Genomic DNA, 25155 nt, shown 5'->3' with positions numbered 1-25155 from the left:
GCCCGCTTCGCATGACATTTGAAAGTGCGCAGAAGGGGTTGGGGCCGGAGAGCGCCCGAAACGTGCGCTTGCCGACCCCTTGGAGAGAGCGTCAGAAGTTGACTTCGGCTGTCACGTAGAACCTGCGCGGATCGCCGTAAAAGCCGGTGAGCGTGCCTTCGAGGCCGAGCGTCGGGACAAACGGTGTGCCGGGCGGGGTTCCGCCTGCGACGAAATTGTAACCTGCGACGATGTATTCCTTGTCGAACAGGTTCTTACCGTGTGCACCGATCGAGAAACGCCCGCTATCGGCGGTGTAGACGATGCTCGCATCGACCAGCACGAAGCCATCCTGATCGAGAAACGGGTTGGGCACTTCGAACTGGCTCGCATCCGAACGCAGCGAAGCGTTGCCGAGGAAATCGATAATTCCGTCGGCTGCCGGGATGCCGAGAACGAAGCCCATATGCCCGGTGATGTCCGGCGTGTTCTGGAAAACTCTTTCATCGGCGACATCATTACCGAACGCATCGATGAAGGTGTTGAATTCCGCATCGAGGATGCCAAGCGACCAGTTCACATTGAGGCGGCTGCCTTCGCCGGCAAAATCGCGTCCGACCAGGGCGTTCCCTTCAAACTCGATGCCGTTCACATCCGCGCTTGCCGCGTTGGATGTGATGCCGATGAAGCTGTCGTTGACACCATCCCCGTTGGTGTCGAGCCCGACCGAACCGGGGATCTGGACGTCATCATACGAGCCGAGGAAGCCCGCAATTGCGATGTTCAGGCGATTGTCCAGCAGCGATGCCTTCCATCCCAGTTCATAGCTGTCCACCGTTTCGGGTTCGAAGCGCAGGAATTCGAACTGGTCGTCGAAATCCACATCGCCATCGCCGTCCAAATCTGGCGCGGCAGTCGTCTGTCCGCGCGGATCGAAACCGCCGCCTTTGAAACCCTGACTGAAAGTGAAGTAGAAATTGTGATCCGGTGTCGGCTGATAGCTGATCGAGGCGCGGGGATTGAAGTCCTCGAACGTCTCGCTGCCTTCGAAATCGCTGGTCACCGCGATGGGGATCGCGGCGCTGTTCGGGTCGAACAGATCGGAGAAGCCGCCGATGAACGTCGTGCGAAGGACGCGGCTCGTGCGCTGATCATTCGTGTAGCGTCCACCGAGCGAGACGCTCAGCGTGTCGGTTATGTCGAAGGTGAAATCGCCGAAGACCGACCAGGTTTCAGTCCCCACATCGCCTAGGGTCTGCGCGTTCAGGCCCGGCAGCCCGATCAGGTCGCCGGTGGTAAACAGCGCGACGTCGAAAGCGGTAAAGGCATCGGCGTCCAAATAGTAGAAACCAAGCACACCGGACAGTCGGTCGCCTTCGTAAAGGAGCTGCAATTCCTGGCTGAATTGATCGTTCTCGTAGATCGCCGGGACATCGAGATCGGCGGCGGGCAGGCTGTCGAAATCGATCGGCGTGGTCGATTTGTCTTCGCGGTAACCGGTGATCGATTTCAGTGTGACCCTGTCGGTTAATTCAATCGCGATATTGAGCGCACCGCCATAGGCCTCGACCTCCTGTTCGACGATATTCAGACCCGCGCGGGTATCGAACACGTCGTCCAGCACGGGAGCGCCGGAGAGGAGGCCGGGGATAAGGCGCGAGCCCTGCCGCGCTTCGCTTTCGTCGATGATGTAGTCGCCCGACAAGCGAACGAATACCGGACCATTGTCAAACTCGAGCGTCCCGCGCGCAGCCCACACGTCCTTGTTGTAGTTTTCGGTGCCGAGATTGAGATTGTCGCCGAAGCCGCCGCGCGACAGCCGTGCTCCACTCGCACCGATCTTCAGAGTGTCGGTAATCGGCGTCGAGCCGCTGATGATCAGGTCGGCCTGATCGAACGAGCCGTATGTCCCCCTGATCGACAGGCTGGTGTCGTCAGGCAATGCAGCAGTGACATACTTGATCGCGCCGCCGATGGTGTTCCGGCCGTAAAGCGTTCCCTGGGGTCCGCGCAGCACTTCGATCCGCTCCACGTCATAGACGTCGAGCACAGCAGCCTGCGGGCGGTTCAGGTAGACGTCGTCGATATACAGGCCAACGCCTGCCTCGAAACCGGCAACCGGATCCTGCTGACCCACCCCGCGGATGAAGGCGGTGAGCGTGGTGTTGGTGCCGCGGCTGACCTCCAGCGTAATGTTGGGCACTTGCTGGGCGACCTGGGTGATTTCGAGGACGCCCTGCTGTTCGAGCGCCTCGCCGGTTATCGCGGTAATCGAAAGCGGAACGTCAACCAACCGTTCCTCGCGCCGCCTCGCGGTGACGATCATGCCCTGGCCCTGCGTTTCCATCGTCGGCGGTATGGTTTCATCGCCAGCCTGAGTGTCGGGCGCATCGCTATCCTGCGCGAAAGCCGGCGCGGCAAGCATGGCTAATCCCGCGCAACCTGAAAACAATGCGGCGCGTTTGACGAACGTCTTTTTCATAGTGAGGCCCTCTCCCAAATGCCCTGATCTCTGTTCAATATTGAAAGTTGAACCAACTTTCAAGTTTAGTCTTGTGCATGACCGCTTGCGCCCGTAACCCTTGCGTGGGAGGAGTAGCGGATGACGGATCGAGGGGGCAGCCAGACCAAGGTCGTAAATGCGGCATCAGCTGATGCAAAAACGCCGCGCACGGAACGCGGTCGGCGCACTTTGCGCAAGCTGCTGGATGCGTCTGCCGTGGAGTTTGGCGAGAAAGGTTTCCACGAAGCCTCGGTCAGCTCGATCACGCGCCGCGCCGGCGTCGCGCTGGGTAGTTTCTACACCTATTTCGACAGTAAGGATGCGCTGTTCCGCGCGCTCGTCGCGGATATGAGCGAGAACGTGAAATCGAGCGCTCGCTCGGCGCTGGCGCCCGATATGACCGCGCTGGAAATAGAGCGAGCGGCGCTTGCAGCGTTTCTGGATTTCGCGCGCGAGCACAAGGAAATTTACCGTATCATCGACGAGGCGGAATTCGTCGATCCGGAAAGCTACCGCACGCACTATGAAACGATTGCTGAGCGTATCCGGATGAGGCTGGAGGCCGGATCGGCCAGTGGTGAGTTCCGCGCTGGTCTCGGCGAGCTGGAAGCGTGGGCCGTGATGGGTATGAATGTTTTCGTCGGCTTGCGTTACGCCGTATGGGCCGACAAGGGCGAGGCACGCCCCTCAGATGAAATTGCCAGCGCGGTCAACGCCTTGCTGGCCAAGGGTATTGCTCGTCGCAAGTGAGCGCTAGCGGATCGTGGGATAGTGCCTTGCTAATCCTTCGCGAACGCCGAAAGACCACATCAGTGCCACCTTCAGGTAGATGTAGTTTGCGCGAAGACTTCCCAGTTTTGTGATCCGCCGATCGGATGTCTTCACCCATCGATGGACAATCCGCGTGCGCCCCAACTGCGCGAAGTTGGTACAGAGGCCGATTTCCTCCATCACGGATAGGCGTTCGTCGCAGCCACCGATCTCGATGAAATCCACGCGGCGGAAGAACATCGCATGATCACCGAAAAGCAGGCGAACGCCGCGGAAAAACAGATGAGGCCGGAAGAGCAGGGGCGCGTACCAGGTCTTGACGTAATTGTGCAGGGTGGAGCCCCAGCGCGTTCCACGCTTGCCGACGAGCCGGGGCAGAAAGCTCGCGAGCGATGTTCGCCGGTCCGACATTACCTTTCGCATCACTGCGACCGCATCGCGCGGAAGCTCGCTATCGGCATGGAGCACACAAACGATCTCGCCGCTCGCGTGTTCGACACCGTGGTTGATCTGCGCACCGCGTCCCTTCCGCGGCGCGGTCATGCATTCAAAGCCTGCTTCCTCCGCGATAGCGCGCGTAGCATCCTGACTGCCGCCATCGACCAGCAGGATTTCATCAGGCGACGGATCGAGCTTGCGGAGCGCCGCTATTGTCGCAGGCAGGGCCCGCTCTTCATCAAGGGTCGGTATCAGGATCGTGACCCGCGTCACGCACCAAGGTCCGGCCAGCGCTTCAAATCTTCGGGTCGGTCGCAATCCGCCAGCGTATCCAGTAGCAGCGGCTCGATCTCAAGCTCCGAGAGCTTTCGAAGCGTTTCGGGAAGCACCCGGTCAGTGCTCCAGGGAATGTCTTCGACAAGTTCGTGGATCGGTTCGCGCATCGCGATAAGGTAATAGCCGCCATCCTCCGCCGGGCCAATCACAACCCGGTGGGTGGCAAGTCCCTCGATCGCCGCGTTGACATGAGAAGGTTGCAGATCGGGCGTGTCAGATCCGAAAAAGATCACCGGGGCCCGGTCGACAAAAGGCTTCAACCGTTCGGTAAGCCCGCCCTCCGCTTGCTGCTCGTAGCGGGCTTCGCCGCCAAGCCATTCCTTGAAATCTGCAGCGGGCGCTCCGGTGAACGCGACCGTGACTGGCGCGTCTGTCGCTGCAAGAACTTGGAAGGTCTGGTGGGCGAGCTGGCGATGGATCGCAGCTGCGCCTTCGGCTCCGACAGCCGGGATCAGCCGCGTCTTGCAGCATCCCGGCGCCGGATACCGTGTAAACAAAACCAGTGTCGGACGGACGATGAAAACTACCTTTGCGCGTGATCGAGAGGCGCAGATAGCTACAAATCACAGCTCTTTCTAGGCGTCGTTGAGCGACCAGTCGTAGTCGTAGCCGTCGATTGTTTCGGCGCCGTCGAGCAGTTCCATGGTTGGGCCGCGGGCATATGTGCGTGCATGATCGAGCACGCCTTGCGGAGAACCCCAATCGACCTGGTACCAGTCGTATATGCTGGATGCGATGAGCTGCCCGGGCTGACCGCCAAAGCCGCGCGGGTGGTTGACGTAATCAACCGCGGCCGCTTCCAGCATCTCTTCAAGCTTGTCCGCGGTGTAGGCTTCGGCGGCGAGATTGGGACAGCCGATCGACGCGCAATTCACAGCATAGTGAATGCGCGGATCCTGCCATTCGGGCCGCAGGATGTCATGTTCGATATTGTCGAGGCTCAGTGTGCGGCCCGCCACTGTCACCGCGTCATCCTTCCACGGACCCGATCTCAGCAATCCGATGTCGCGGATCGAATCGAGGGGCAGGTTCTTCAGGATGACGTCCACGGTGGCAGCGTTGTAGAGATTGACCCAGAAGGCGAACTGCTCATCCCGGCCGTAATCGTCGATAGCAACAGCTTGCATTGCTTGCAGATATGACGCGAGGGTATCCCCCGCTTCGGTCTTGAGCTTTTCATACTCGACGAGATTCACGCCGTTTTGGCCCTTGACGACATATTGTTTGAGCAGCGCGTCCCACGCAGAATGATCGATCGTGTCGGTCGATGCGTCATTTGATGCAAAGCTGTCGTCGCCAAGGCCACCGGAAGAGGGCGCTCCGCAGGCGGCCAGAAGAGCGGTGGCTGGAATTGCGGCAACCATCGTGCGGCGCGACATTGTCGGTACGGCAAGGCTGGGTGAAAGATGGTCGGGCTTCATGAAATCGTCCTTCGGATTTTCGGTAAATTCATTAGGCTTACGATTGGCGTTCCGGTTCCGTTACACTTGGGATTGCGGAGCAGCGTTGGTGATCGTGACCGGTCGCTTTCGCTTCTCGGCTGCTCCGAAATCTCCGAATGCTTCACGCGCAATCACAAACAGGATCTTGGCGCCTGCGGCGAAGACACCGCGGATCGTGCCGGAGATTTTCGACTGCCCGACCCGCCGCCTGTAGCTGACGGGCCTCTCGGCCACGCGCAAACCGGTTTTTGCGGCGCGGACCTGCATCTCGATGGTCCAACCGAAATCGCGGTCGGCCATCGCTAGCGAGTCGAGCGCGCGGCGCTCGATCGCGCGAAACGGTCCAAGGTCGGTATACCGCACGCCCCAGATGGCGCGGACCAATGTGGGGGCGAGCCAATTGCCGAGACGTTGCGGTGCGGTCATCGCGCCTGTTTCGACTTTGCCCAGGGCGCGAGATCCGATTACCATCTGCGCATCGCCCGAAATGATGGGATCGATCAGCGATTGCGCCTCTTCCGGCAAATCGGAAAGGTCCGCGTCCATAAAGAGGATGACGTCGGTCTCTGCGGGAAGAGCGGCGAGGCCCGCCAAACAGGCCGCGCCATATCCGCGTTCAGCTTCGTGAACCACCACCGCGCCTGCCTCGCGCGCGATTTGCGCCGTGCGGTCGGTCGAGCCGTTATCGGCGACGATGACCTGGTTCAGCCCGCTTGGTGCGGCATCGATGATCCCGCGCACCGTTTTGCCGATCGAGGCTTCCTCATTCAATGCCGGTATGATCGCCGTGACATTGGGGTTCTCGATCGGAGCACGGCGCTGCGGCACGCTCGCGCGCGCCATTATGCGCCTAAGTCCATCTGCGCACAGCGCCACCGCGATCGCAATCCATTGGACCATTGCCGCGAGCGGATGAACTTCAAAATCGCTCAAGGCGGGATCGTCGAGATTGAGACCGGTAAGGTAAGACAGGGGGAGTACTGCGCTGGCGACATAGGGCCAGATGTCCCTGCCGCCGATCGCGAAGGGCAGCACCCAGAGGAGGTACCAGGCGTTCACCGTCGGGGCAAAGAGCAGGATTGCCCCGAACACATATGCCAATGGAACCTGTTCGAATTTTCGGGCTTTCGCATGCGCCCACAAAACTAAGGTTCCGGCGATGAGCAGGGAAGCCATGCGTCCAAGATCAGGGCCAAAGATTGTATCGAGCGCCACAAACGCGAACGGATTGAAATACCAATCGGATGCAAAAACGGCGGTCGTCCCGAAGCCGATGCCTTGTCCTTGCACTGCGAAAATCGCGTAAAGTGCTGCGAGCGTGGCCACTGTAGCGATGAGCGCTCTTGGCGGTAGCCGCAAGAGCATGGGCCATGCAGCGAGCGCGACCAGTTTCACCCCGGCGGCAAGGCCCAGCATCGCTCCAGCCAGTGCCGGATACCGACGTCCGAGCAGGAGTGCGCCGACGATGGGTAACCCCATCAGGATATCGGGATGAAGGTGCAGCGTGGTTTCCGCGACGACCAGAGGGTTCCAGGCGAACAGCGCGACTTGCGACGGGCTGAACCGGCGCAGCGATAGCGCCACCACCAATAGAGAGGCTGAGCCGAACAGCAGTCTCAGCCCAAGCGGATCGGATCCGAACCACGCGCTGTTCAGCGCGAACGATAGCTGCAGGGACGGACCGTAGATCGTCGAAAGCTCTGGATAGTTGATCCAGTCGAGAACCTCCTGCATGTCCGCAGGGATCGAGAGGTCGTCGTAGAATTGCAGGGGAGCGATCCCATAAGGCGTGCCTGTTTCGAGCACACGCCAGCCATCCCAGATAAAACGGTAAAAGTCGTCTTCGAAGAACGTGTTGCCGAACAGCGCAATGCCATGACCTGCAATGGCCAGAAGCATGACCGTACGGGCCGACAGCGTATCGGCGCGCCACAGGCATAATGTGACCACCGCACCGCCAATCAACAGCGGGATAGCGTAGTGCAGGATCGATGGCTCATCGACCCAAGAATACCGCGTCAACCACGCAACACTCGCCAGGAATACGGCCCCGGCGAGTGCTGCGCGAATAGTATCGGCTTTCATGCTTTATGGCAGGGCAGCACGCTCAAACGGCTGCACTGCAAAATCAAAATCTGTAGCGATCACGAAGGTAGAGCAGAACTGCTTGCCTGTCGCGCTGCTTGATCTCGAACTCGCCGTTGACAACGGCCTGAGCGACTTCGACCGCCGTGTTCTGATTCAAGCGATCGTGGTAGGCGCATTTCTTGCAGGTTATGTGTTTGCGGACCTGCGAACGACCGCGGCGGATCTGCCGTTCGGCCTGCTGGTTTACGGAGTTTTCGAAATTCGCTCCACCGCCAAATCCACCGCCTCCGCCGCGTGAACCCGACCCGGAAGCGTGTGCCGGTGCGGCCAATCCACCAAGAACGAAAACAGCTGCTGCGAGCACGTGCATTTTCATGAGTGCATCCTTTCTTACCCTGATCAAATGATAGTGACGTCGGGCGTTCGTGGCGGGCACACAAAAGGTTACAGGATCCGGTATATTTTTTCGCATTTCAGGATCGAAATCTCGAAGGAAGCCGTCAGGTGCTGCTGTTGAATGGACGGAAAAGGTAATCCTTCCAACCCGATAGCGGCCGGTGCCCTTCGATCCCGGTGGGATGAAAGGTCTCATCCTCGGGCATGTGCTGCGTGCCGAAAATCCGATCGTAGAACGAGAAGAAGGAGCAGTAATTGCGCCCCCAATGCTCGATTGCGCGGGAGTGATGGTAGTGGTGGTAGACATTGTCGGCCAGCACGTGACGCAGTGCCGGCGGGAAGGACACCGCCGGGTTGTCGCTGTGCATGTAGTAGTTGGACACGATATAGAATGTCGTGAGGAGCACCAGATGCTGCTGCGGGTTCTCGATCAGGAAGACGAGCGGGACGGTGATGACCGAAAGATACAGGGCATCCTGCGCCCAATGCGAATAGCTGCGCGCAGCGTTGAGGTGTTCGATCTGGTGATGGATGGCATGCAGGCGCCAGAGGATCGGAATGTCGTGAAGCGCCCGGTGCAGCCAATATTCGAAGAACCCGAGGGCAAGCATATATAGCAAGGGAAACACGATCGAGAGCGAACCGAGACTGTCGGCGCGCAACAAGGGTTCGAATTCCAGGGTAGAGACCCAGGCAAACACGATGACTTGCAGCGTGGTGGCGATGACGATCGCGGTCGCCCCGTAAAGCAAGCCTTCGGAATAGCGTTCGCGAAAATTCGTGAAGCCGAATTGCCTCCATTCGAAGAAGCCGAAAAGCAGGACGAGGGCAAATAGCGTCATGACAGCGTTGGCTGTTGCTGCACTCCAACTTGCCATCCCGATCGAAAAACCCGCGTCGAATACGGCCCAGCCGATCTCTTCCTGCATGTAGGCAACGACGCGCAAAAGCCCTTCGGCAGCGATAAGCAGGACGGCAAAAGTCAGCAGGAAACGCCACACGGAGCGCGGGCCTGCGTCCGGTGTCGTGGCGCTTTCGGGAGCCATCGTCTGTTCAATCATCACTGCGTGCCTGCATTTCGAAGCGTTCGATTGTTCAATGCAGGTTCGCCCCAACACCGCATTGGGTTACACTATGCCTTCCAAAAACACTCGCCTTGGCGAAGTTCTCGGACCAGACGAAATCCCGCGGTGGTCTCGTCTTTCTCACTGCCAATTCAGCGCGCCTGCAAAATAAATGTGCACAATCGCCGTAGCCGTGTAACCGCAAACTTCAGCACCGCGTACAGAACGTGTCAGAGGACCATCCGGTCGAAAAATCACTCATACTCGGAGGCGTGAGATGAGCAGCCACCTGAAACCTATATCGGTATCCAAATGGGCGCTGCTCGCGCCGTTTTTCCTGCCCAGCGCAGTTTGGGCACAAGAAGCCGAAGAAACGGAGACGGATGAAGCATCAGCCGGTCTCGATGTAATCCTCGTCACGGCAACCAAGGATGTGGAGGATGCGCAGGACGTCCCGATTTCGCTGAGCGTGGTCGACAGCGAATCGCTCACGCTTTTCCGGGGCGGCGGAGATGATACGCTGTTCCTGTCAGGCCGCGTACCCAGCCTGAATATCGAGACTTCGTTCGGCCGGATATTCCCGCGGCCCGGCATTCGCGGTCTCAACAACACCGATTTCGATTTCAACGCTTCGCAGCCCGTCTCCTATGTCTATGACGAAGTCGTTTGGGAGAACCCGGTGCTCAAAGGCTTTCCCGTGTTCGACCTCGCCCGTGTCGAGGTGCTGAGAGGGCCGCAGGGCACCTTGTTCGGTCGCAATACGCCGGCGGGCGTGCTCAAGTTCGAAAGCGCGAAGCCCGAGGATGATTTCGATGCCTATGCGACCGCCAGCTACGGCCGTTTCGACACCGTCCAACTCGAAGGTGCGGTCAACATCCCGATCAACGACGTTGCTTCGCTGCGCCTCTCCGCAATCTATCAGGAGCGCGATGATTTCATCGAGAACGTGATCGATGACGATCCGAGGGCGGATGCAGGTGGTTATGAGGACTTTGCCTATCGGGCCCAACTTTTGCTCAAACCCACCGATAATTTTGCATGGCTGATAAATGCCCACGGACGTCACCTGACCGACGGCCAGACCAGCTTTCAGGCCAACGCCTTTCTGCCCGGTTCGAACGATCCGCGGCCCGGCTTCGATCGCACAGTCACCTTCGCCGATGCCCAGCGATTTTCTGTGCTAGACACCGACACATTCGGAATCACCTCTCGTGCCGACTGGAATATTGGCGGGGTCGATCTGACTTACATCTTCGGCTGGGAAACGGCGGAAGCCTTCTCTCGCGGGGATGTGGACGGCGGGTTCGGCGCGGCATTCCTGCCGACCGGCGGCGGTCCCGGTCTGATTCCGTTTCCGGCGGAAAGCGGTGACGGTATCGATGATCTCGACCAGATCACTCACGAGGTGCGCATCACCAATGCCGATGCAGAGCGGCTCAACTGGACGGCTGGCTTTTATTACTTCGATGAAGATCTCGATATCTCATCGTTCAGCTTCGACACTCTCGCTGGCGGTATCGAGAATGGAAGCGCGTTCCAGAGCCAGGATACGACATCCTGGGCGGTGTTCGGTGCTGTCGACTACGAATTGACCGACCGCCTGACTTTTGCGGGCGGCGTGCGGTACACGGATGACGACCGGAATTTCGTCGCGGAACGCGTCGTAGGCACATTCGGGGCACCGCCCGCCGGTCCATCTACGCGCGATGTGGGCGATGACGAGATCAGTTTCGATCTCGCCTTGACCTATGAGCTGAGCGAAGACGTCAACGTTTTTGCGAAGATCGCGCGCGGCTTCAGGGCGCCCTCGATTCAGGGGCGTATCCTGTTCGCGCCGATCACCCCCACATTCGATGGCATCACCGTCGCCGACACCGAGACAATCATCTCGTACGAAGCCGGACTGAAATCGAACTTTCTCGATGGGCGCGGCCGGTTCAATCTCACTGGATACGTATATTCCATCGACGACCAGCAGCTGACCGCAATCGGCGGCGCGGGCAATTTCAACCAGCTCGTAAACATCGATCAGGGCCTTGGATACGGCATCGAGGCGGAACTCGATTTCGCTCTTACCGACGCGCTGACCCTTTCGAGCAACTTCTCTTGGAATGAGACCGAAATCAAGGATGAGACGGCGCAAACCGCTCCGTGTGGATCGGCCACCCCGTGCACGGTGCTTGATCCGATCGACCGGGCAACCGGCAATGCGCTGATCGACGGCAATCCTTTCCCGCAAAGCCCGCGTTTCATTGCCAACGCTGTGCTGCAGTACAATCGTCAGATCGGACCGGGTGAATTCTTCGCCACGACCGATTGGTCGTACCGCTCATCGTCGAACATCTTCCTTTACGATTCGGTCGAATTCGAAGCCGAACCGCAAGTTCTCGGCGGGCTGCGCGTGGGGTATCAGCTCGACAGCTGGACCATCGCGGGATGGGCGCGCAATATCACGAATACGGTGGGTACGGTGTCGGCGATCGACTTCAACAACCTGTCCGGTATCTTCAACCAGCCGCGCACTTATGGTGTGGAGATCGGCTGGCGCTATTGACGAGGTGACCGGTCTGCGCCGCCTGTGGAGCTCCTCGCTCCAAGCGCAGACCGGCCGCTCGCCAATCCGTGATCAGCCCGCGTCCGACCAGACCTGCGCGAGCCGGCGATCGCGGCCGCAATTGCTCCGATAGACCCGGTAACGTACGGGGTTCTTCTTGTAGTAATCCTGGTGGTATTCCTCGGCGAGATAGAAATCGTCGCGATCGATCACCATCGTTGCGAATTCTCGCCCCAGTTTGGCCTCGAGCGTGTCCTTCGTCCCCTCGGCTGCTTCCCGTTCGCTGTCTGACTCCGGAAAAACGGCGGCACGGTAGCTGCTGCCTTTGTCACAGAACTGACCGGCCGCATCGAAGGGGTCGATATTCTTCCAGAACACCGAGAGCAGCTCATCGTAGGTCACCTTGGTTTCGTCATAGGTGACCAGAATAGCCTCATAATGGCCGGTATCGCCGAAAGTGACCTGCCGATAGGTCGGGTTCTCCCGGTCCCCGCCGGTGTAGCCAGAGACGACGTCGATTACGCCTTCGACTTTCTCGAAATCGGCTTCCGCGCACCAGAAGCAGCCCATGGCGAACACGGCGGTCGCCTGGTTCTCCGGCAGATCTGCGCTGCTCACTTTGGTGCTTCCTTCGGCGGCCTTGCCGTCGGCAGGCGCCTGATAAGCGCATGCGCTCAAAGCGATCGCCGCGGCAGTCAGCACGCCCTTCGCGAAGAGGGTTGGTTTGGGCAGTTTCATCAATCTATCCTTACTCTATCCAAGTCTTTCAACATAACTGATTGAACATTCAATTTACGATCTCGGTCCGCTCCTGCACGCTTGGCATTGCCAGCGCGAAAGGAGGCATGTGAATCCTTGAATCGAGCGAGAGCCCGATAAGCCATCCGATTGCAATGACCGCGAGGGGCCAGGGCTGCGGGGACCACACTCCCGAACCGAGCCAGAGGTCGAGGACCTCGTAGGTTACCGGAACGCTCGTAACCCACAGCAGAACGGTCCAGCTCGGCCGAAGTGCCAGAAACGGGACTAGAATCATCAGATACCATGGGAAAACCACAGGGCTCACCAAGAGCGGAGTGGCCAAAGCTGCGGTGCAAGCGAGCAGCGCCTTTCCCCGCCAGGCCAGAAAAGCCGAAACCAGCAGCCCTCCCGCCGCCAGAGCTCCGGTAGCGAGCGCCAGCCCGGGCCCGTCAAGGATTTGCTCCAGCGCGAAAAAGACAGGCGATCCTCCGCGCCATTTTTCCAGGAATTCCGGCAGAATTCCCAGAGGGACGTAGCCTAGCAGCAACGCGGAACCATAAACGCCGGCGATGACGAGCAAAGCAGACCCGGCGACCCGTATGAAAGCGGGGCGATCAAGAATGAACAGCAATGGGACGAGCAGCACGAGCGGCGAAAACTTGACGCATGTCACGACGCCCAGAGCGGTGCCCATCAATGCCCAGCGTGATTGTGTCTGGGCCCACAACATGATGGCCAGACCGAGCACCAGGATCGCATCCAGGTGAGCGCCAATCCCCGTTTCAAAAACAAGCAAGGGCGAGAGGGCCAACAGCGCGAAATGTTGCTCGCGATCATAATATCGCAGCACCTTGAGCATGAGGATCAAGCTTGTGATACCGGCGAGAGCTAGAATCGCTTTCCAAACCCAAAACGCCAGATCCGGTCCGAACGACGCGGCGAAGGCGAAAAGCGCGAGCGCCGCCGGAGGGTAGAGCGTCGCATATTGCGCATGTTCGGGCGGTGTCGCCCAGAGCCCGCGAAGGCCAGCCACCGAGGGATGATCGGGAGCGGTCTGGTAAGGATCGAACCCGGCGAGCGCGACGGCCCCATCCCATAGGTATCGTTCCGAATCGTTTGATGTCACGGGATCGGCGAAGGCCACTACCAGTCGTAAGGCGATTGCAAGCCACAGCAAGCTGCGCACCGATAACGACGCGCGCAGCCAAACGGCGAGCATCACGAGGGTCAATGCCGCATGAAGAACGATATAAGCAGTTCCCGGTGCGACACTGCGTGGCAGCCAAGGGAAGAGGAAAACAATCGCTATTGCGATGCTGGCGATCACATAGCTTGCGCCTTCCACCCGCCGCGAAGAACGAGCGATTGAATGATCCTGACGAAAAATCATCGCTAGAGGATCACTTCGTCAGTCTGCAGAACCTCGTCCTCGATAGTCGCCAGCTCCTTGCCAGCGCGATGGATCATTCGGCCTTGCAAAAAGGTGTAGAAAAAGCCTGCGCAGAACGGAGCGAGGAAGAGCGCCCCAAGCCACCATCCGCGCAGAGCGAACATGAGGACGAAGCCAAAGAATATCAGGCTCAATACGAATTCGAGGCGATCCGCACCGCGTGCAGTCAGGGCAGGGTAGTCGCTCAATCTGGCTATCGACCGGGCTTTCTCGACCTCGCTCAAATCTCCGCTTTTGGGAGTCCTGACGAAGGCCGAAACCTGGCCAAGCAGAGCCTCGATCACAGCTCTGGAATTGTTCACGCATAGGCCGATCGATGTTGCAAAAACAGCCGGCATCAGAGCCATCCGCTGCAATATGCCGGACCCCAACCGATGTTGACCGTAGAGGTAGTAAAGACCGTGGCTTAGGCTCGCGAAAACGAACAGCGGGATGTCCAGCCAGAGCCAATAGGCGAACTCGCTATTTTGCCGAATATGAATGGATGGAACCAGAAACAGGACGCAGTCGATAAGCATCAGCAGATAGCAAATGTTCCCGGTGAGGTGGAATGTGGATTCCACCTTGATGTGCAGCGAATGATCGCTCTTCCAAATCGAAGGCAGGACCTTCTTCATGACTTCGATCGCGCCCTTCGCCCAGCGGTGCTGCTGCGCCTTGAAAGCGGGCATCGTGGTCGGCAACTCGCTGGGGCACTCGATGTGCTCGAGGTACTCGAACCGCCAACCGAGCAGCTGGGCGCGGTAGCTGAGGTCCATGTCTTCCGTGAGCGTGTCCGACTGCCAGCCGCCCGCATCCTCTATTGCGGTCCTGCGCCAAACGCCGCCAGTGCCGTTGAAATTGAAAAATGCGCCCGAACGAGAGCGGATGACCTGCTCAACCGCGAAATGCGCGTCGAGCATCAATGCCTGTATCCGGGTAAGCAGGTTCCGCTGCCGGTTGAGGTAGCTCCAGCGGGTTTGCACCATACCTATTCCCTCGCTTTGAAAACAGGGAATGGTCTGTTTGAGGAAGTCGGAATTGGGCAGGAAATCGGCATCGAAAATCGCGATGAATTCCCCGGTCGCAGTCTTCATCGCATGGTCTAGGCCGCCCGCTTTGTACCCGATGCGGTCGGCTCGCCGAACATGCTCGACCTCGATACCAGTAGCAGCGAGTTCGCGGATTTTGCGGGACGCAATCGCCGATGTCTCGTCGTTTGAATCGTCGACCAGCTGGATTTGCAAACGGTCTGCTGGCCAATCGAGTTCGGCGACTTTTTCCAGAAGTCGCTCGACAACATATTTCTCGTTGAAAATCGGCAATTGCACGGTGACTTTGGGGCGAAAGTCCTCCTCTTGGGCCGACGATTCCGCCGCCCAGCTTCGATCCTCCCGGGTCCACGGCCCGAGAAAAAGCAAGTGGTAGAGCCGATGCGCGCCATACGCGCTCAGCCCTGCCAAAAGCGAATAGTGGGCGAACAATATCGCCCACTGGACCACGGTAATGGCCTGCTCATTCATCGAAAATTACTCGAGCTAGAACTGGCCGACGACCGCGAACTGAAAAGTGGTCCCTTGCAGGGTGTTGTCGCCATAGATGTTCGGGGCTGCGGTAAATTCGAAGGCAAAACGGTCCGTGAATTTGTATCCGACGGTCGCTTCCAGACGTCCGAGATCGAACTCGAGCGGTATGGAGGGGTTTGCCGGATTGGCTGTGGCGACATCGGCTGCGTTGCCAACCGACAGAATGCCGTCCAGTTTTGCCCTGGTATAGAGGCTGTCGGTAAGATCGAACCCGTACTCGACCAGATAACGGATTTCGTCCGACGGCTCTTCCGCGCGGTAGCGGTATCCTATCTCGGCGCCGAAATAGCCGAATTTCCCAAGCGATCGTCCGACGAGCAACCGCCCTTCTAGGTCGAGTTGTCCGTTGCCCAGCGGAAGGGCTGCGTTTTCCGAATAGAGGTACGGAAGCTTTGCCAAACCCTGCACAGACACCACGAACGGACCGTCGCTGATGCTGTATTTGAGCCCAAGATCGACGTCACCGATCCCTGAATTGCTGGTCGTGACGCCGGCCGAGCGGTTTTCCAAATCCCTGTATGGAACCTGCACGATCAACGTCGTTTTCTCATCAAGGCCGAACTCGGCATAATAGGCCAGCGTGAAATCCTCGAAGTTTTCAAATTCGGGGAGATCATCGCCGAACCGGTCACTCGTATCGAGAATGTTTATGGCGATCTTCTGATAGCTTTCGCCTTCGCCTGTCGGCCAGGCGCCAGCGTGGGCTGCAGTCGAAAAGGTTGCACAGGCCGCAACCAAGGACCCTCGGATCAACACAGTCATTATTTCACTCCAGAACGCGAAATTATGCGCGCGCGCGCAGCCGCGTGTTCGGAGCAAATCCCCGCTCAGTTACTGCTGATGCAAATTATTCTTGATAAGCGGGCAGCGCACCGCCTAGCCGAATACCCGCTGGCCGAAGGTCACCCGGTCGGCCATGGCCATGGTGGTCATCTGAGCGTTGACCCTCATGCAACTGGGCATCACGCTGGCGTCGGCGACCATCACGTTGGCGGTGCCGTGAACTTTCTGGTCGATATCGACCACGCCCTTAGCCGGATCAGCGTTGATGGTGTTGCCACCATGTGGATGGCTTGATGAGAGTACCACATCATCGGGTTCATGAATGTGGTCCACGAAAAACTGGTCGATATCCGCATCGCTCATCCCGGCTTTCAAAGTTTCGCCGTGCAGCAATGCCGGGTAAACCTCCGATGCGCCGCCCGAAAACTGGATCTTCGTGAGAACCGCAAGCGCCCGGCGCAGGACGGCCAGATCCGCTTCCTTGAGCTTGAAGCTCAGCTTGCCGCCCTTGATCTCGCCAACGCGGTCGACGGGGAACAGTATTCCCGCGGACGCAAGCCGGTTGTAATTGCGCATCCGCTCGAAATGTTCATCGAACCAGCCGGGTACAAGCGTCGCCATACTCATCGGGGGCTGGAAATGACTCTCGATCAGGAAGTCGCCGCGATCGATGTACGTCGCCATCTGGTCCTCGTCCCAGGCCCGTACAGGATCGGGCATCAGGGCCGGGACGGGGCAGGCGATGTTGAGCGAGACGCCTTTGCCGGTTCCCGTTATGCCACTGGCAGAGAGGATGTTGGTGGATGCAATGGTGCCCGCGGCGACGACTACGCCCTTGGTGACGCTAACCGTCTTCGCGCGGCCGTCGGGCAGCACGACCTGCACTGATGTGGCAACACGCCGTCCATCGGGTGCAGGCGCGCCCCAGCCGATTTGAGAAACCTCGGCGTTGGGCAAAATTCGCGCCTTGCGCGGTGCGGTGAGGGTGGCGTGATGCAGAAAGCTTTCGGGCATGGCACGTTTGCGGCCGTAGGGGCAGCCCGTGTTGCAGTAGCCGCAGGATATGCAGCGATTGTCTTCGGTTTTTGCGCCCCAATTCTTGCGGAACCAGCCGGAGGTCGCGCGCTGGTCCAAGGGGTCGCTTGAGCCCGCGCGATAAGCATTCCAACCGCTCAGCAGACGCGTGCCGTTGTTGAGACCGAGCCTGCGATCGATTTCGTGCACACCCAGCCGCGCCTCCACCCGGTCGTAGGATGCGTCGAGCTCATCGGCAGCAATCCCGGCTCCAAGCGATTGCCAGGTTGCGAGTACGTCATTGGCGTCCGGATGGGTTTCGCCTTCGCGTTCCAGTCGCAGGCAGATTCCATTGTTGATGACCGTCGATCCTCCAACAGTGCGCCCTTGGAACACGACGATATCGCGGTCACTTGTGGTCTGGATGGCGCCGCCTTTGAAGAGGGTGGACGACATACGGGCCTCGTGAGGCGATATGCGGCTGCTCGGCAGATAGGGGCCCGCCTCGACGATCAGCACCTCATAGCCTTGGTCTGCGAGGTTCGATGCGGCCACGGCTCCCCCTGCGCCGGAACCGATAACGACCACCTCAACGCTGCTTGGTATCGCGTCTTCGCCAACGAACACGGTATCCGGCAGATCGTTGGCCGTGTGCTCCTCTATCGCCGGATCATCCGGCGTACCTGCGCGGGTGCGATGACGGGGCAAGGTGAAGCCCAAGGAATCGAGCACGGGATTGGCGCGGTTGGCATCTTCCTCCGCTGCCTGTCCGGTATCCGCGGGGTCTGCATCCAGCCAATGACCGTAATAGCCTGCATAAACGATGCCCCGTATGCGGGCCATGTCCTGAAACAGGTCGATCCGGCTGTTTTTCAGTCGCCGCTCGATCCGCCAGATGCGAAAGCGCCGGGGAGCAAAATGCCAAGCCGGCCCGCCGAGCACTGTCCAGGTGGCAACCACCGAAAGCGCCGTCTCTGCCGGTGTCCGACCCGTCATATAGCCAAACATGCGTTGAAGGTTATCGACCACCTGGCTGGGACTGATCGCCATGTCGCGAGGCTCGACAAACAAAGTCTCCGCCAATCTTTTCCAGATTGCGGCTACAAACGGACTGAACGGCTTGGTTGGCATGATACGCTTCCCCCTCGCCGGTCTTTTTACCCTCACCGAACCTCAAGCGATTGTAAGGTTTCGCCGCCGATGCGAGACTGTTCTGGTCGTAGCACGACATGACGATCCGTCCGGACGATTGCGGTAAAGGCTGCCCCTCTACCGCGCCAAGTCTACCGACACAGCTCCTGCTTTTCGAAAGCTGCGGCTCGGGACATCTGTCTTGCTTCAGTAATGGTAAGTCCGCTTGCAAGTTGTAGAGCTATCACCGAACAAGCGTATATGGAATCGCACGTCCATATCCCCTTTCTGCGCGAGGTATTGGTGTTCCTGCTGGCAGCGGGCGTTGCGGTTCCTTTGCTGCAGCGTTTTATCAGCCCCGTTATCGGGTATTTCATTGTCGGCAGCATTATCGGCCCCTTCGGCCTGGGACTGCTGGCCGACATTTACGAACCCGTTTCCTATCTCGTCATCACAGATGTTGAGGGCGTTACCGTCCTTGCGGAACTCGGTGTGATCTTCCTTCTGTTCGTGATCGGACTTGAGCTTTCGTTCGAGCGACTCTGGGCGATGCGCAGGCTCGTTTTCGGGCTTGGTAGCGCGCAAATCCTCGTCACGGGCGCGGTCATTGCCGCAGTCGCTGTGATGTGGGGCAATGCCACTGCAACGGCGATCATCCTGGGTGCGTGTCTGGCGCTATCATCGACTGCGATAGTCACCCAGTTGCTGATCGAAGGGGGACGATTGGGAACGCCGAGCGGCCGCGCGACATTTTCGATCCTGCTGATGCAGGATCTTGCGGTGGTGCCGATCCTCTTCGCGGTAAGCGTGCTGGGCACGATGGCGGTCGGAAATGTGGCATTGGGCTTCGGCCTTGCCGTGGGAGAGGCATTGCTGGTCATTGCGCTCATCTACGCGGCAGGCAGGTTGCTCTTAAGGCCGCTGCTTCAGCTGGTCGCCGGCGCAGACAGCCGAGAGGCTTTCGTAGGGATAATCCTGCTCATCGCTGTCGGCACCGCTGCGATCACCGGCTTCGCCGGGCTCTCGATGGCGCTTGGCGCGTTTCTGGCCGGATTGCTGATCGCGGAAACCGAATTTCGCCACCAGGTGAAAATCGATATCGAGCCGTTCAAGGGCTTAATGCTCGGGCTGTTCTTCCTTTCGGTCGGGATGGGCATCGACTGGCGGATGGTGATCGACAGCCCGATCCTGATCATCGCTTCTGCGATCAGCCTGGTTCTGCTCAAGGTCGCGATCAATTTTGCCCTCTGTCTCGCCTGGCGGTTGCCAAGGCATCGCGCCGCCGAAGTCGCAATCATGCTGGGGCAGGCGGGTGAGTTCGGGTTCCTCGTGATCGGGCTCTCGGTCACGGTGGGGCTATTCCCTTCGGAAACCGGACAGTTCATGTTGATTGTCGTGGGATTGACCATGCTGGCAACGCCTGGGCTGGATTGGTTGGCTCGGCGCGTAGGTTCCGCGCTCGAGCACGATGGCGAAGACGCTGGCTTTGAAGAGACTTCGTGGGCAACCGAGATGGGCGGTCATGTGATCCTCGCTGGCTATGGACGGGTTGGCGCCACAATCGCAGGCGTGCTCGACCGGCAGGATATCCGCTACGTCGCGATAGATAGTGATCCTGAACTTGCGCGCAAGGCTGCCAGTGATGGCCGCCCGGTCCGTATGGGCGACGCGTCGCGGCTGGAGGTCCTGCGGGAAGCGGGGCTCGACAAGGCCGCGGCGGTCGTGGTTACCATCGGCGACAAGGACGCAACCGAAGCGCTGACCCATGAAATCAATCGGCTCGCCCCGCGGCTGCCGATCCTCGCCCGCGCACGCGATGCCAGCCACGCGGACAAGTTGCTGGATGACGGGGCCAATGTGGCAGTTCCGGAGACGATTGAGGGGAGCCTCCGGCTGGCTGAAATGCTATTGATGGAATTCGGGATCGACGGCGACATCGCCAATCGGGCTGTTGAGATGGAGCGACCGCTGAAGGAAAGTTGAGGGAGAAAACAGAGATGTACCGTTCTGCCTTAATCGCGCTTGATCGGGAGGACGAAGCCGGATCGAAGCTTATGGGAGGGCGGTGCCGGGCCCTTATCGCTGGACCTGAAGTCGCGATCCACCTCGTCCATGTTCGCACACCGCTCCCTCGTTCCTATCTGGCCGAACTGCCGAAGAACTGGGAGGCAAACGAGCAAAGCAGCGCTGAAAAGTGGCTCACGGATTTTGCCGAGCGTTATGGCCTCTCCGTGTCATTGGCAGGCGTCCACGCCCCATATGGATCGATCGCGCGCGAAGTGGTGAAGCTCGCGGAGGCGCTCGAAGTGGAAACGATCTGCGTGACCGCGCATAAGCTCGATCTGGGGCGTCTCCTGCTTGGTACAAACACACATGCAATCGTTCGGGATGCGCCGTGCGATGTTATCGTGGTGCGATAGCCGACGAACCCGAAGATTGGTCGATCTCCATGCGTCGTCTCGTGACCTCCAAGTAATGGCCGGGATCAAGCGATTCGCTTGCAGCGCCGATACGATGTGCGCAGTCCGAGAAGCTCAGTGAAATTATGGTGGGCGCGGCAAGGATTGAACTTGCGACCCCACCCGTGTGAAGGGTGCTGACGAAATCGGCGATGCATCTGATTTATCGCCGAAAAATGCAGGAGTGATCAGCGGCGTGTACGGAGATTGTACGAGCACCTTGTTGCCAGAGTGGTTCTTTCCGATGGAGGCTCTTCGGCCTATAATTGCTATCTTCGCGCCATGACCATCATCTCAGCCCTTGCCATTGCCCTATGCCCAGCGCCGCCCAGCGAGCGCTTCACGTGCGTCCACGACGGCGACACATTCTGGCTCGAGGGGGAGAAGATTCGCATTGCCGACATCGACACACCCGAATTGAACGGGCGGTGCGAGCGCGAAAGGCGGGTTGCCCGCGCAGCGCGCGAACGCTTGGTCGTGCTTATAAACGAGAGGGGAATGCGTCTCGAGCGTGTCGGAACCGACCGTTACGGCCGGACGCTTGCGAGAATTGGCACCATTTCGGATGTATTGATCGCCGAAGGACTTGCCCGGCAATGGGGCGATCGGCGAGGATGGTGCGGGTAAGCCGTCGAATCGCGTCGGCAATATCTTTGAGGGGTGTAGGTGCTCACTTCGCCGATCTACGATGACGACAAACGCCTGCGAGCGCTCAAATTCGAGCTTTCACGAATCTCTGACTTGCCGGGGTTCAAGCGCGAACAACACGGCTATTGGCTGAATTTTCGGGCAGCAGTGATGGAGCTGCTCAAGTACGCGCCGCACACCGAGTATGAAGCCCTGCGCCTCGCGTTCGAATGTGTCGCCGAGTTCCCGGAGCTGTTGCCGGACGAGGCGGACCGATGGATGGGATTGAGGCAGGCGACCGAGCAACTGTTCTGCACGGACTGGAAAAGGTTGCCCTGGAGCGGCGCAGATACTCCTACTTCTCGATCACAAGAGGTCAGCGCTGCCGGATTGGATATGTCACCGATCGCTGGTCGACTTGCCCGTTATCCGTCGTAATCTCCACGGTGACCGTGTGATCCCGACCGAGTTCACCGCCGGCGACCCGCCAACTGACTTCGCCACCCTGTACTTGGCTCTGAGAGATAATCAGCGCGTTGCTGTCGGCGAGCACTTGATGGCTGGCGATTGACAAATCATCACCTAGCCAAGCGGTCCAGCTCATCGCATGATCGAGGATCGACGCCGGATCCTTGATCGGCGCGGTAAAACTTGTGCTCATCCGGAATTCCTTTTTTCAATTGTGAACTCTCGCAATTCGTCGCCGACATTGAAGAAACCCTCTTCCGCGGTCACGCCGAAGATGCTCAAATCCGACCCAACAACAAACTCGCGCTGTTGAGCGATGATATTGAAAAAGCGGTTTTCGGGCTGCACTTCGAAGAATAGGATCGGATCGAGCGCGTCTGGCGGCTTGACGATTGGCGAACTAGCAAAATGGGCACTGTAGGCATCGGTCGGCGCCAGCGATGAGCGCGAGACAAGTGCGCTTGCCGCTAAGGCGTGGACATGCGCCAGACCGCTTGGCGACAACGCAGAGCTCGCGTTGAGCGCGCACTGCGAAGAGCTGGCGCCATGCAACACGGACGTTGGCGAAAGATTGAATAGGGGCGCAACGCTGGCATTATCTAACGTGTGCGAATGAGCGGTGTCATTCACCGCGAGACTGGCGAGTGCGCTCAGGACAGGTGCGCTCGCGACTTGATCGTGGGAGATCGCAGCTGGCGCAAGACTTCCGCCAACGGACAGCGATGATTGATCGGCACTATGGTTACTCAGCACGCTCTGCGACGAGAGGGCTGAACTACTCTGCAGCGCTGGCACGCCTGAGGTGTGCGAGGATGCCACCGCCTCAGGGGCTATCGAATTTGATGCGCCTAGCACCAACTCGGATGCCAGATGAATGTGCCTGCCCGGCGAAATGCTTAGCGTACCTGCAACACCGAGCAGTGTCACATCGGCGCTGTGACCGTGATCGACGTCTGCTGGCGACAAGGCAGACGCAGGCGCCAACGCCGCTTGTGCGGTCGCTTGCGCGTGGCTTGCACCCGCCGGCGCGATCAAAGACGCCGGATGGAGCTCCGGCGAGCCTATCGGGTGATCGTGTTGCGACGAGCTCGGCGAGATCGACCCTTGAACGGTCAGCGTCGATGCGGCGGCCGCATGCTCGTGCGATGAGGTGTCGGGTGCAAGCGCTGATTGCGAGGCAAGACTGATCGGGTCGGCTTCATGAGAATGAAGCGTTCTCCCCGGCAGCAAGACCGATTCCGCCGCCAGCGCAGTTGAAATGACTTCGTGAGCGTGATCGCCGTCCTCGATCGCGAGGCTGCCGGCGACGCCAAGCGATGTCTGATCAGCTGAATGCGCATGGGAGACCGGAATCACCGACAGCGCAGCGGCAGCATTGAGCGACGCCTGCTGAACGACTTGAACATGTCCTGCGCTATCCGGCAACAGGGACGATTGCGCATCTATGGCAGCATCATCTGCAGCATGGCCATGTGAGGCGTCTGACGGAGCCAAAGACACAGACACCGACAATCCAGCTTGGCCAGCGGCCTGCGCGTGCGCTGAGGATGATGGCGAGAGCGATGAGGCGGGCTGCAGGGTTGGTTCAGCAGCGCTATGCCCATGCGCCGCACTTTCGGGAGTGAGCGTCTCTGATCCTGCCCCAGCGCTACCGGGATTGAGCGCTGACAGATCGATGACGCCGCGGCTGAGCCGGACATTGTTGCCGGATCGGTGAACCCAGTGCTGGATCGTGCCGGCGGCATCGGTGATGCGCCCGGTCAGACGGCCCCTTGCGTGAGCAGTGCCGGTCCCGCTGGTTGTGGCGAACCATTCGAGCGCAAGCTTGTCGAGATCTCGATCCGTAGGCGCACCAGCTGGGAAACTCGTGGTGCCGTATGTGCCGTTCGTTTCGGCGAAATTCGTGTCGAGCGTTCGCGTGACGCCCATCTCTGAGTTGCCAAGCACATAAGCATAACCGGTGCCATCGTTGCGCGCATTCCCATCGCCCTCGGTCACCGAGAACGTGATCGACGTTGTATTCGCGCCAGGCTGTACGAACGCCAGCACATCGGCGAGCCCTGTTTCACCGCCTGCATCGCCTTCCATCGACGCTTCAATGATCGTGGCATTCGCCCAATTGCTTATATCGACCGGCGATCCGCCGGCACCCGTGCTGTCGCTGCGCAGATCGCACGTTTCGATTGAGCTGTCATGGCTTGCCGAGCGGGCATAGCCGATGGTCCAATTCGAGCCGGTGAACTCCACCACATCGACGTAGACCGTGATCGTTTCGCTGCCCGATCTCCCGCGCGAGACGACCAAATTGCCGCCGCTATCGATATGGCAGGCAACGGTCGTAACTTCGTAATCGCTGGTGCTTGTGACTCCCGTGCTAAGCCCTGTCAGGAACGGAACCGCCTTGCTGCGATCCACAAGGCCCGGAACCGCGACGCTTGCGCTGGTGCCAGTGAGCGTGACTGCCAGATGGCCGCGCACGATGAATTCGTTCGGCCCGCCCGCCGCGCCGGAATAGCGCCAGACCTCGCCGACCTGTTTTGTTGCAACCGTGCCTTGCTTACGGAACGTGAGCGTATCGGTGCCGGTCAGCTGTATCCCGCAATGCGCATCCCGCGGCGCGTTATTGCTGGTATTTCCGACCCGGCCCGTCGCCTTGTCGGTCGCGGTGATCTTGCGGACGAACGCGTTGGCAAGGTCGCCGACATCATTCGTGAGCGTGTGCGTCTGACCTCCCGCCGAGGCATCGACGTCGAATGTCTCAATCTGGATCGCATCGGTTAGGTCCGGGTCTGGGTCCGGTCCGCCGCCTCCACCGCCGCTGTCCCACACCGCGAAGGTGTAGAGGTTTTTGCGCGACGCGCCTTGCGACCAGTTCGGCGGATCCTCGACTTGCGCCGTGACGGTGCGATTGACGCTTAGCTGAGTTCCCCCTGCGTTATTGGTATAGTCTGGGCCAGCGCCATTGTTGTCCGCGCTATAAGGGTCCGCGTACCCCGTAGGTATTGAGCTCGAGGGGGGAAGTCCAGTAGCGCCGAACATGCCGGTGAAGACGAACAAATCCTGCGATGATCCAGCATCGACGGCAGGACTATCGACCGGAGCATCGAGACTCTGATTGTCGGTCGCTTCGGCAACAACGCTGTCCGCCCCTCGGAAGTGATGGACGATGACACTATAGGAAGCCGCCCCGGCCGGGATCGTGAAGTCGAAATTGGTCGGCGGCGATGCGCCTGCGACAATCGAATAGATCCAGCCCGAACCGGCGCTCGATGACACCAGATTGAACCGCTCAATTTCAAGCGTCCAACCAGGAGAAGCCGTTTCACCATCGGTGTTGTTTCGGCCG

20 protein-coding genes are annotated in these 25155 nt (G+C 59.4%); 7 read left to right on the top strand and 13 right to left on the bottom strand.

Annotated elements, in window-relative coordinates:
• Positions 1 to 91: 91 nt before the first annotated feature.
• Positions 92 to 2461: a TonB-dependent receptor gene (locus IB285_RS10775; protein ID WP_190788180.1), complete on the bottom strand. Its 2370-nt coding sequence runs from the start codon at positions 2459 to 2461 to the stop codon at positions 92 to 94.
• Between the two features lie 120 nt (positions 2462 to 2581).
• Here IB285_RS10775 and IB285_RS10770 point away from each other — a divergent pair, with 120 nt between their 5' ends.
• Complete coding sequence (locus tag IB285_RS10770; protein ID WP_190788179.1) at positions 2582 to 3232, top strand: TetR/AcrR family transcriptional regulator; 651 nt, start codon at positions 2582 to 2584, stop codon at positions 3230 to 3232.
• Between the two features lie 3 nt (positions 3233 to 3235).
• Here IB285_RS10770 and IB285_RS10765 read toward each other — a convergent pair whose 3' ends face one another.
• The 4 genes from IB285_RS10765 to IB285_RS14965 all read right to left on the bottom strand — a co-directional run bounded on the left by IB285_RS10765 (position 3236) and on the right by IB285_RS14965 (position 7554).
• A complete protein-coding gene (locus tag IB285_RS10765; RefSeq protein WP_328705881.1) occupies positions 3236 to 3964 on the bottom strand; it encodes a glycosyltransferase in 729 nt (242 codons plus the stop codon).
• On the bottom strand, positions 3961 to 4524 hold the full coding sequence (locus IB285_RS10760; RefSeq protein ID WP_190788178.1) for a TIGR04282 family arsenosugar biosynthesis glycosyltransferase: 564 nt from the start codon (positions 4522 to 4524) through the stop codon (positions 3961 to 3963). Before IB285_RS10760 ends, IB285_RS10765 begins: the two co-directional genes overlap by 4 nt.
• 78 nt (positions 4525 to 4602) lie before the next feature.
• On the bottom strand, positions 4603 to 5448 hold the full coding sequence (locus IB285_RS10755; protein ID WP_190788177.1) for a DUF547 domain-containing protein: 846 nt from the start codon (positions 5446 to 5448) through the stop codon (positions 4603 to 4605).
• A gap of 60 nt (positions 5449 to 5508) precedes the next feature.
• The gene (locus tag IB285_RS14965; RefSeq protein WP_199803361.1) at positions 5509 to 7554 is read right to left on the bottom strand and encodes a glycosyltransferase; all 2046 of its coding nucleotides are present in this window, start codon (positions 7552 to 7554) and stop codon (positions 5509 to 5511) included.
• Here IB285_RS14965 and IB285_RS10745 point away from each other — a divergent pair.
• Positions 7553 to 7855: a hypothetical protein gene (locus IB285_RS10745; RefSeq protein ID WP_190788176.1), complete on the top strand. Its 303-nt coding sequence runs from the start codon at positions 7553 to 7555 to the stop codon at positions 7853 to 7855. The genes IB285_RS14965 and IB285_RS10745 overlap by 2 nt on opposite strands.
• 202 nt (positions 7856 to 8057) lie before the next feature.
• On the opposite strand, the gene IB285_RS10740 is transcribed toward IB285_RS10745, so the two are convergent.
• Positions 8058 to 9014, bottom strand: coding sequence for a sterol desaturase family protein (locus tag IB285_RS10740; RefSeq protein ID WP_190788175.1), 957 nt, complete (start codon positions 9012 to 9014; stop codon positions 8058 to 8060).
• Positions 9015 to 9294: 280 nt separating this feature from the next.
• Between IB285_RS10740 and IB285_RS10735 the strand changes: the two genes are divergently transcribed.
• On the top strand, positions 9295 to 11571 hold the full coding sequence (locus IB285_RS10735; RefSeq protein ID WP_190788174.1) for a TonB-dependent receptor: 2277 nt from the start codon (positions 9295 to 9297) through the stop codon (positions 11569 to 11571).
• A gap of 72 nt (positions 11572 to 11643) precedes the next feature.
• On the opposite strand, the gene msrA is transcribed toward IB285_RS10735, so the two are convergent.
• The 5 genes from msrA to IB285_RS10710 form a co-directional block, all read right to left on the bottom strand.
• Positions 11644 to 12309, bottom strand: a complete 666-nt coding sequence (gene msrA, locus IB285_RS10730; protein WP_190788173.1) for a peptide-methionine (S)-S-oxide reductase MsrA — start codon at positions 12307 to 12309, stop codon at positions 11644 to 11646.
• A gap of 49 nt (positions 12310 to 12358) precedes the next feature.
• Complete coding sequence (locus IB285_RS10725) at positions 12359 to 13438, bottom strand: glycosyltransferase 87 family protein (protein WP_190788172.1); 1080 nt, start codon at positions 13436 to 13438, stop codon at positions 12359 to 12361.
• Between the two features lie 266 nt (positions 13439 to 13704).
• Complete coding sequence (locus tag IB285_RS10720; RefSeq protein ID WP_190788171.1) at positions 13705 to 15264, bottom strand: cellulose synthase family protein; 1560 nt, start codon at positions 15262 to 15264, stop codon at positions 13705 to 13707.
• A gap of 15 nt (positions 15265 to 15279) precedes the next feature.
• The gene (locus tag IB285_RS10715; RefSeq protein WP_190788170.1) at positions 15280 to 16089 is read right to left on the bottom strand and encodes a transporter; all 810 of its coding nucleotides are present in this window, start codon (positions 16087 to 16089) and stop codon (positions 15280 to 15282) included.
• Positions 16090 to 16203: 114 nt separating this feature from the next.
• Positions 16204 to 18255: a GMC family oxidoreductase N-terminal domain-containing protein gene (locus tag IB285_RS10710; RefSeq protein ID WP_190788169.1), complete on the bottom strand. Its 2052-nt coding sequence runs from the start codon at positions 18253 to 18255 to the stop codon at positions 16204 to 16206.
• 261 nt (positions 18256 to 18516) lie between these two features.
• Between IB285_RS10710 and IB285_RS10705 the strand changes: the two genes are divergently transcribed.
• From IB285_RS10705 to IB285_RS10690, 4 genes are all read left to right on the top strand, one after another.
• Positions 18517 to 20238, top strand: coding sequence for a cation:proton antiporter domain-containing protein (locus IB285_RS10705; RefSeq protein ID WP_190788168.1), 1722 nt, complete (start codon positions 18517 to 18519; stop codon positions 20236 to 20238).
• Positions 20239 to 20252: 14 nt separating this feature from the next.
• The gene (locus IB285_RS10700) at positions 20253 to 20675 is read left to right on the top strand and encodes a universal stress protein (RefSeq protein WP_190788167.1); all 423 of its coding nucleotides are present in this window, start codon (positions 20253 to 20255) and stop codon (positions 20673 to 20675) included.
• Positions 20676 to 20996: 321 nt separating this feature from the next.
• Positions 20997 to 21341 carry a thermonuclease family protein gene (locus IB285_RS10695; protein WP_190788166.1) on the top strand — a complete coding sequence of 115 codons (345 nt, stop codon included), beginning with the start codon at positions 20997 to 20999 and terminating at the stop codon, positions 21339 to 21341.
• A gap of 39 nt (positions 21342 to 21380) precedes the next feature.
• Entirely contained in the window at positions 21381 to 21779 is a 399-nt protein-coding gene (locus IB285_RS10690; RefSeq protein WP_190788165.1) for a hypothetical protein, read from the top strand.
• On the opposite strand, the gene IB285_RS10685 is transcribed toward IB285_RS10690, so the two are convergent.
• Both IB285_RS10685 and IB285_RS10680 read right to left on the bottom strand, forming a co-directional pair.
• Positions 21718 to 22002 carry a phage fiber-tail adaptor protein gene (locus IB285_RS10685; RefSeq protein WP_190788164.1) on the bottom strand — a complete coding sequence of 95 codons (285 nt, stop codon included), beginning with the start codon at positions 22000 to 22002 and terminating at the stop codon, positions 21718 to 21720. The genes IB285_RS10690 and IB285_RS10685 overlap by 62 nt on opposite strands.
• A partial coding sequence (locus tag IB285_RS10680; RefSeq protein WP_190788163.1) for a hypothetical protein occupies positions 21999 to 25155 on the bottom strand: 3157 nt, incomplete at its 5' end. The genes IB285_RS10680 and IB285_RS10685, both read right to left, overlap by 4 nt.

It is taken from the genome of Erythrobacter rubeus, from assembly GCF_014705715.1.
GTDB lineage: Bacteria > Pseudomonadota > Alphaproteobacteria > Sphingomonadales > Sphingomonadaceae > Erythrobacter > Erythrobacter rubeus.
This window is presented reverse-complemented; position numbering and strand designations above follow the sequence as displayed.

What these genes read in the sequence shown, in the direction of transcription:
- IB285_RS10775 (WP_190788180.1), bottom strand. Translation starts at nt 2,461, where the DNA reads ATGAAAAAGACGTTCGTCAAACGCGCCGCATTGTTTTCAGGTTGCGCG.
- IB285_RS10770 (WP_190788179.1), top strand. Translation starts at nt 2,582, where the DNA reads ATGACGGATCGAGGGGGCAGCCAGACCAAGGTCGTAAATGCGGCATCA.
- IB285_RS10755 (WP_190788177.1), bottom strand. Translation starts at nt 5,448, where the DNA reads ATGAAGCCCGACCATCTTTCACCCAGCCTTGCCGTACCGACAATGTCG.
- IB285_RS10745 (WP_190788176.1), top strand. Translation starts at nt 7,553, where the DNA reads ATGCTTTATGGCAGGGCAGCACGCTCAAACGGCTGCACTGCAAAATCA.
- IB285_RS14965 (WP_199803361.1), bottom strand. Translation starts at nt 7,554, where the DNA reads ATGAAAGCCGATACTATTCGCGCAGCACTCGCCGGGGCCGTATTCCTG.
- IB285_RS10740 (WP_190788175.1), bottom strand. Translation starts at nt 9,014, where the DNA reads ATGATTGAACAGACGATGGCTCCCGAAAGCGCCACGACACCGGACGCA.
- IB285_RS10735 (WP_190788174.1), top strand. Translation starts at nt 9,295, where the DNA reads ATGAGCAGCCACCTGAAACCTATATCGGTATCCAAATGGGCGCTGCTC.
- msrA (WP_190788173.1), bottom strand. Translation starts at nt 12,309, where the DNA reads ATGAAACTGCCCAAACCAACCCTCTTCGCGAAGGGCGTGCTGACTGCC.
- IB285_RS10720 (WP_190788171.1), bottom strand. Translation starts at nt 15,264, where the DNA reads ATGAATGAGCAGGCCATTACCGTGGTCCAGTGGGCGATATTGTTCGCC.
- IB285_RS10715 (WP_190788170.1), bottom strand. Translation starts at nt 16,089, where the DNA reads ATGACTGTGTTGATCCGAGGGTCCTTGGTTGCGGCCTGTGCAACCTTT.
- IB285_RS10710 (WP_190788169.1), bottom strand. Translation starts at nt 18,255, where the DNA reads ATGCCAACCAAGCCGTTCAGTCCGTTTGTAGCCGCAATCTGGAAAAGA.
- IB285_RS10705 (WP_190788168.1), top strand. Translation starts at nt 18,517, where the DNA reads ATGGAATCGCACGTCCATATCCCCTTTCTGCGCGAGGTATTGGTGTTC.
- IB285_RS10700 (WP_190788167.1), top strand. Translation starts at nt 20,253, where the DNA reads ATGTACCGTTCTGCCTTAATCGCGCTTGATCGGGAGGACGAAGCCGGA.
- IB285_RS10695 (WP_190788166.1), top strand. Translation starts at nt 20,997, where the DNA reads ATGACCATCATCTCAGCCCTTGCCATTGCCCTATGCCCAGCGCCGCCC.
- IB285_RS10685 (WP_190788164.1), bottom strand. Translation starts at nt 22,002, where the DNA reads ATGAGCACAAGTTTTACCGCGCCGATCAAGGATCCGGCGTCGATCCTC.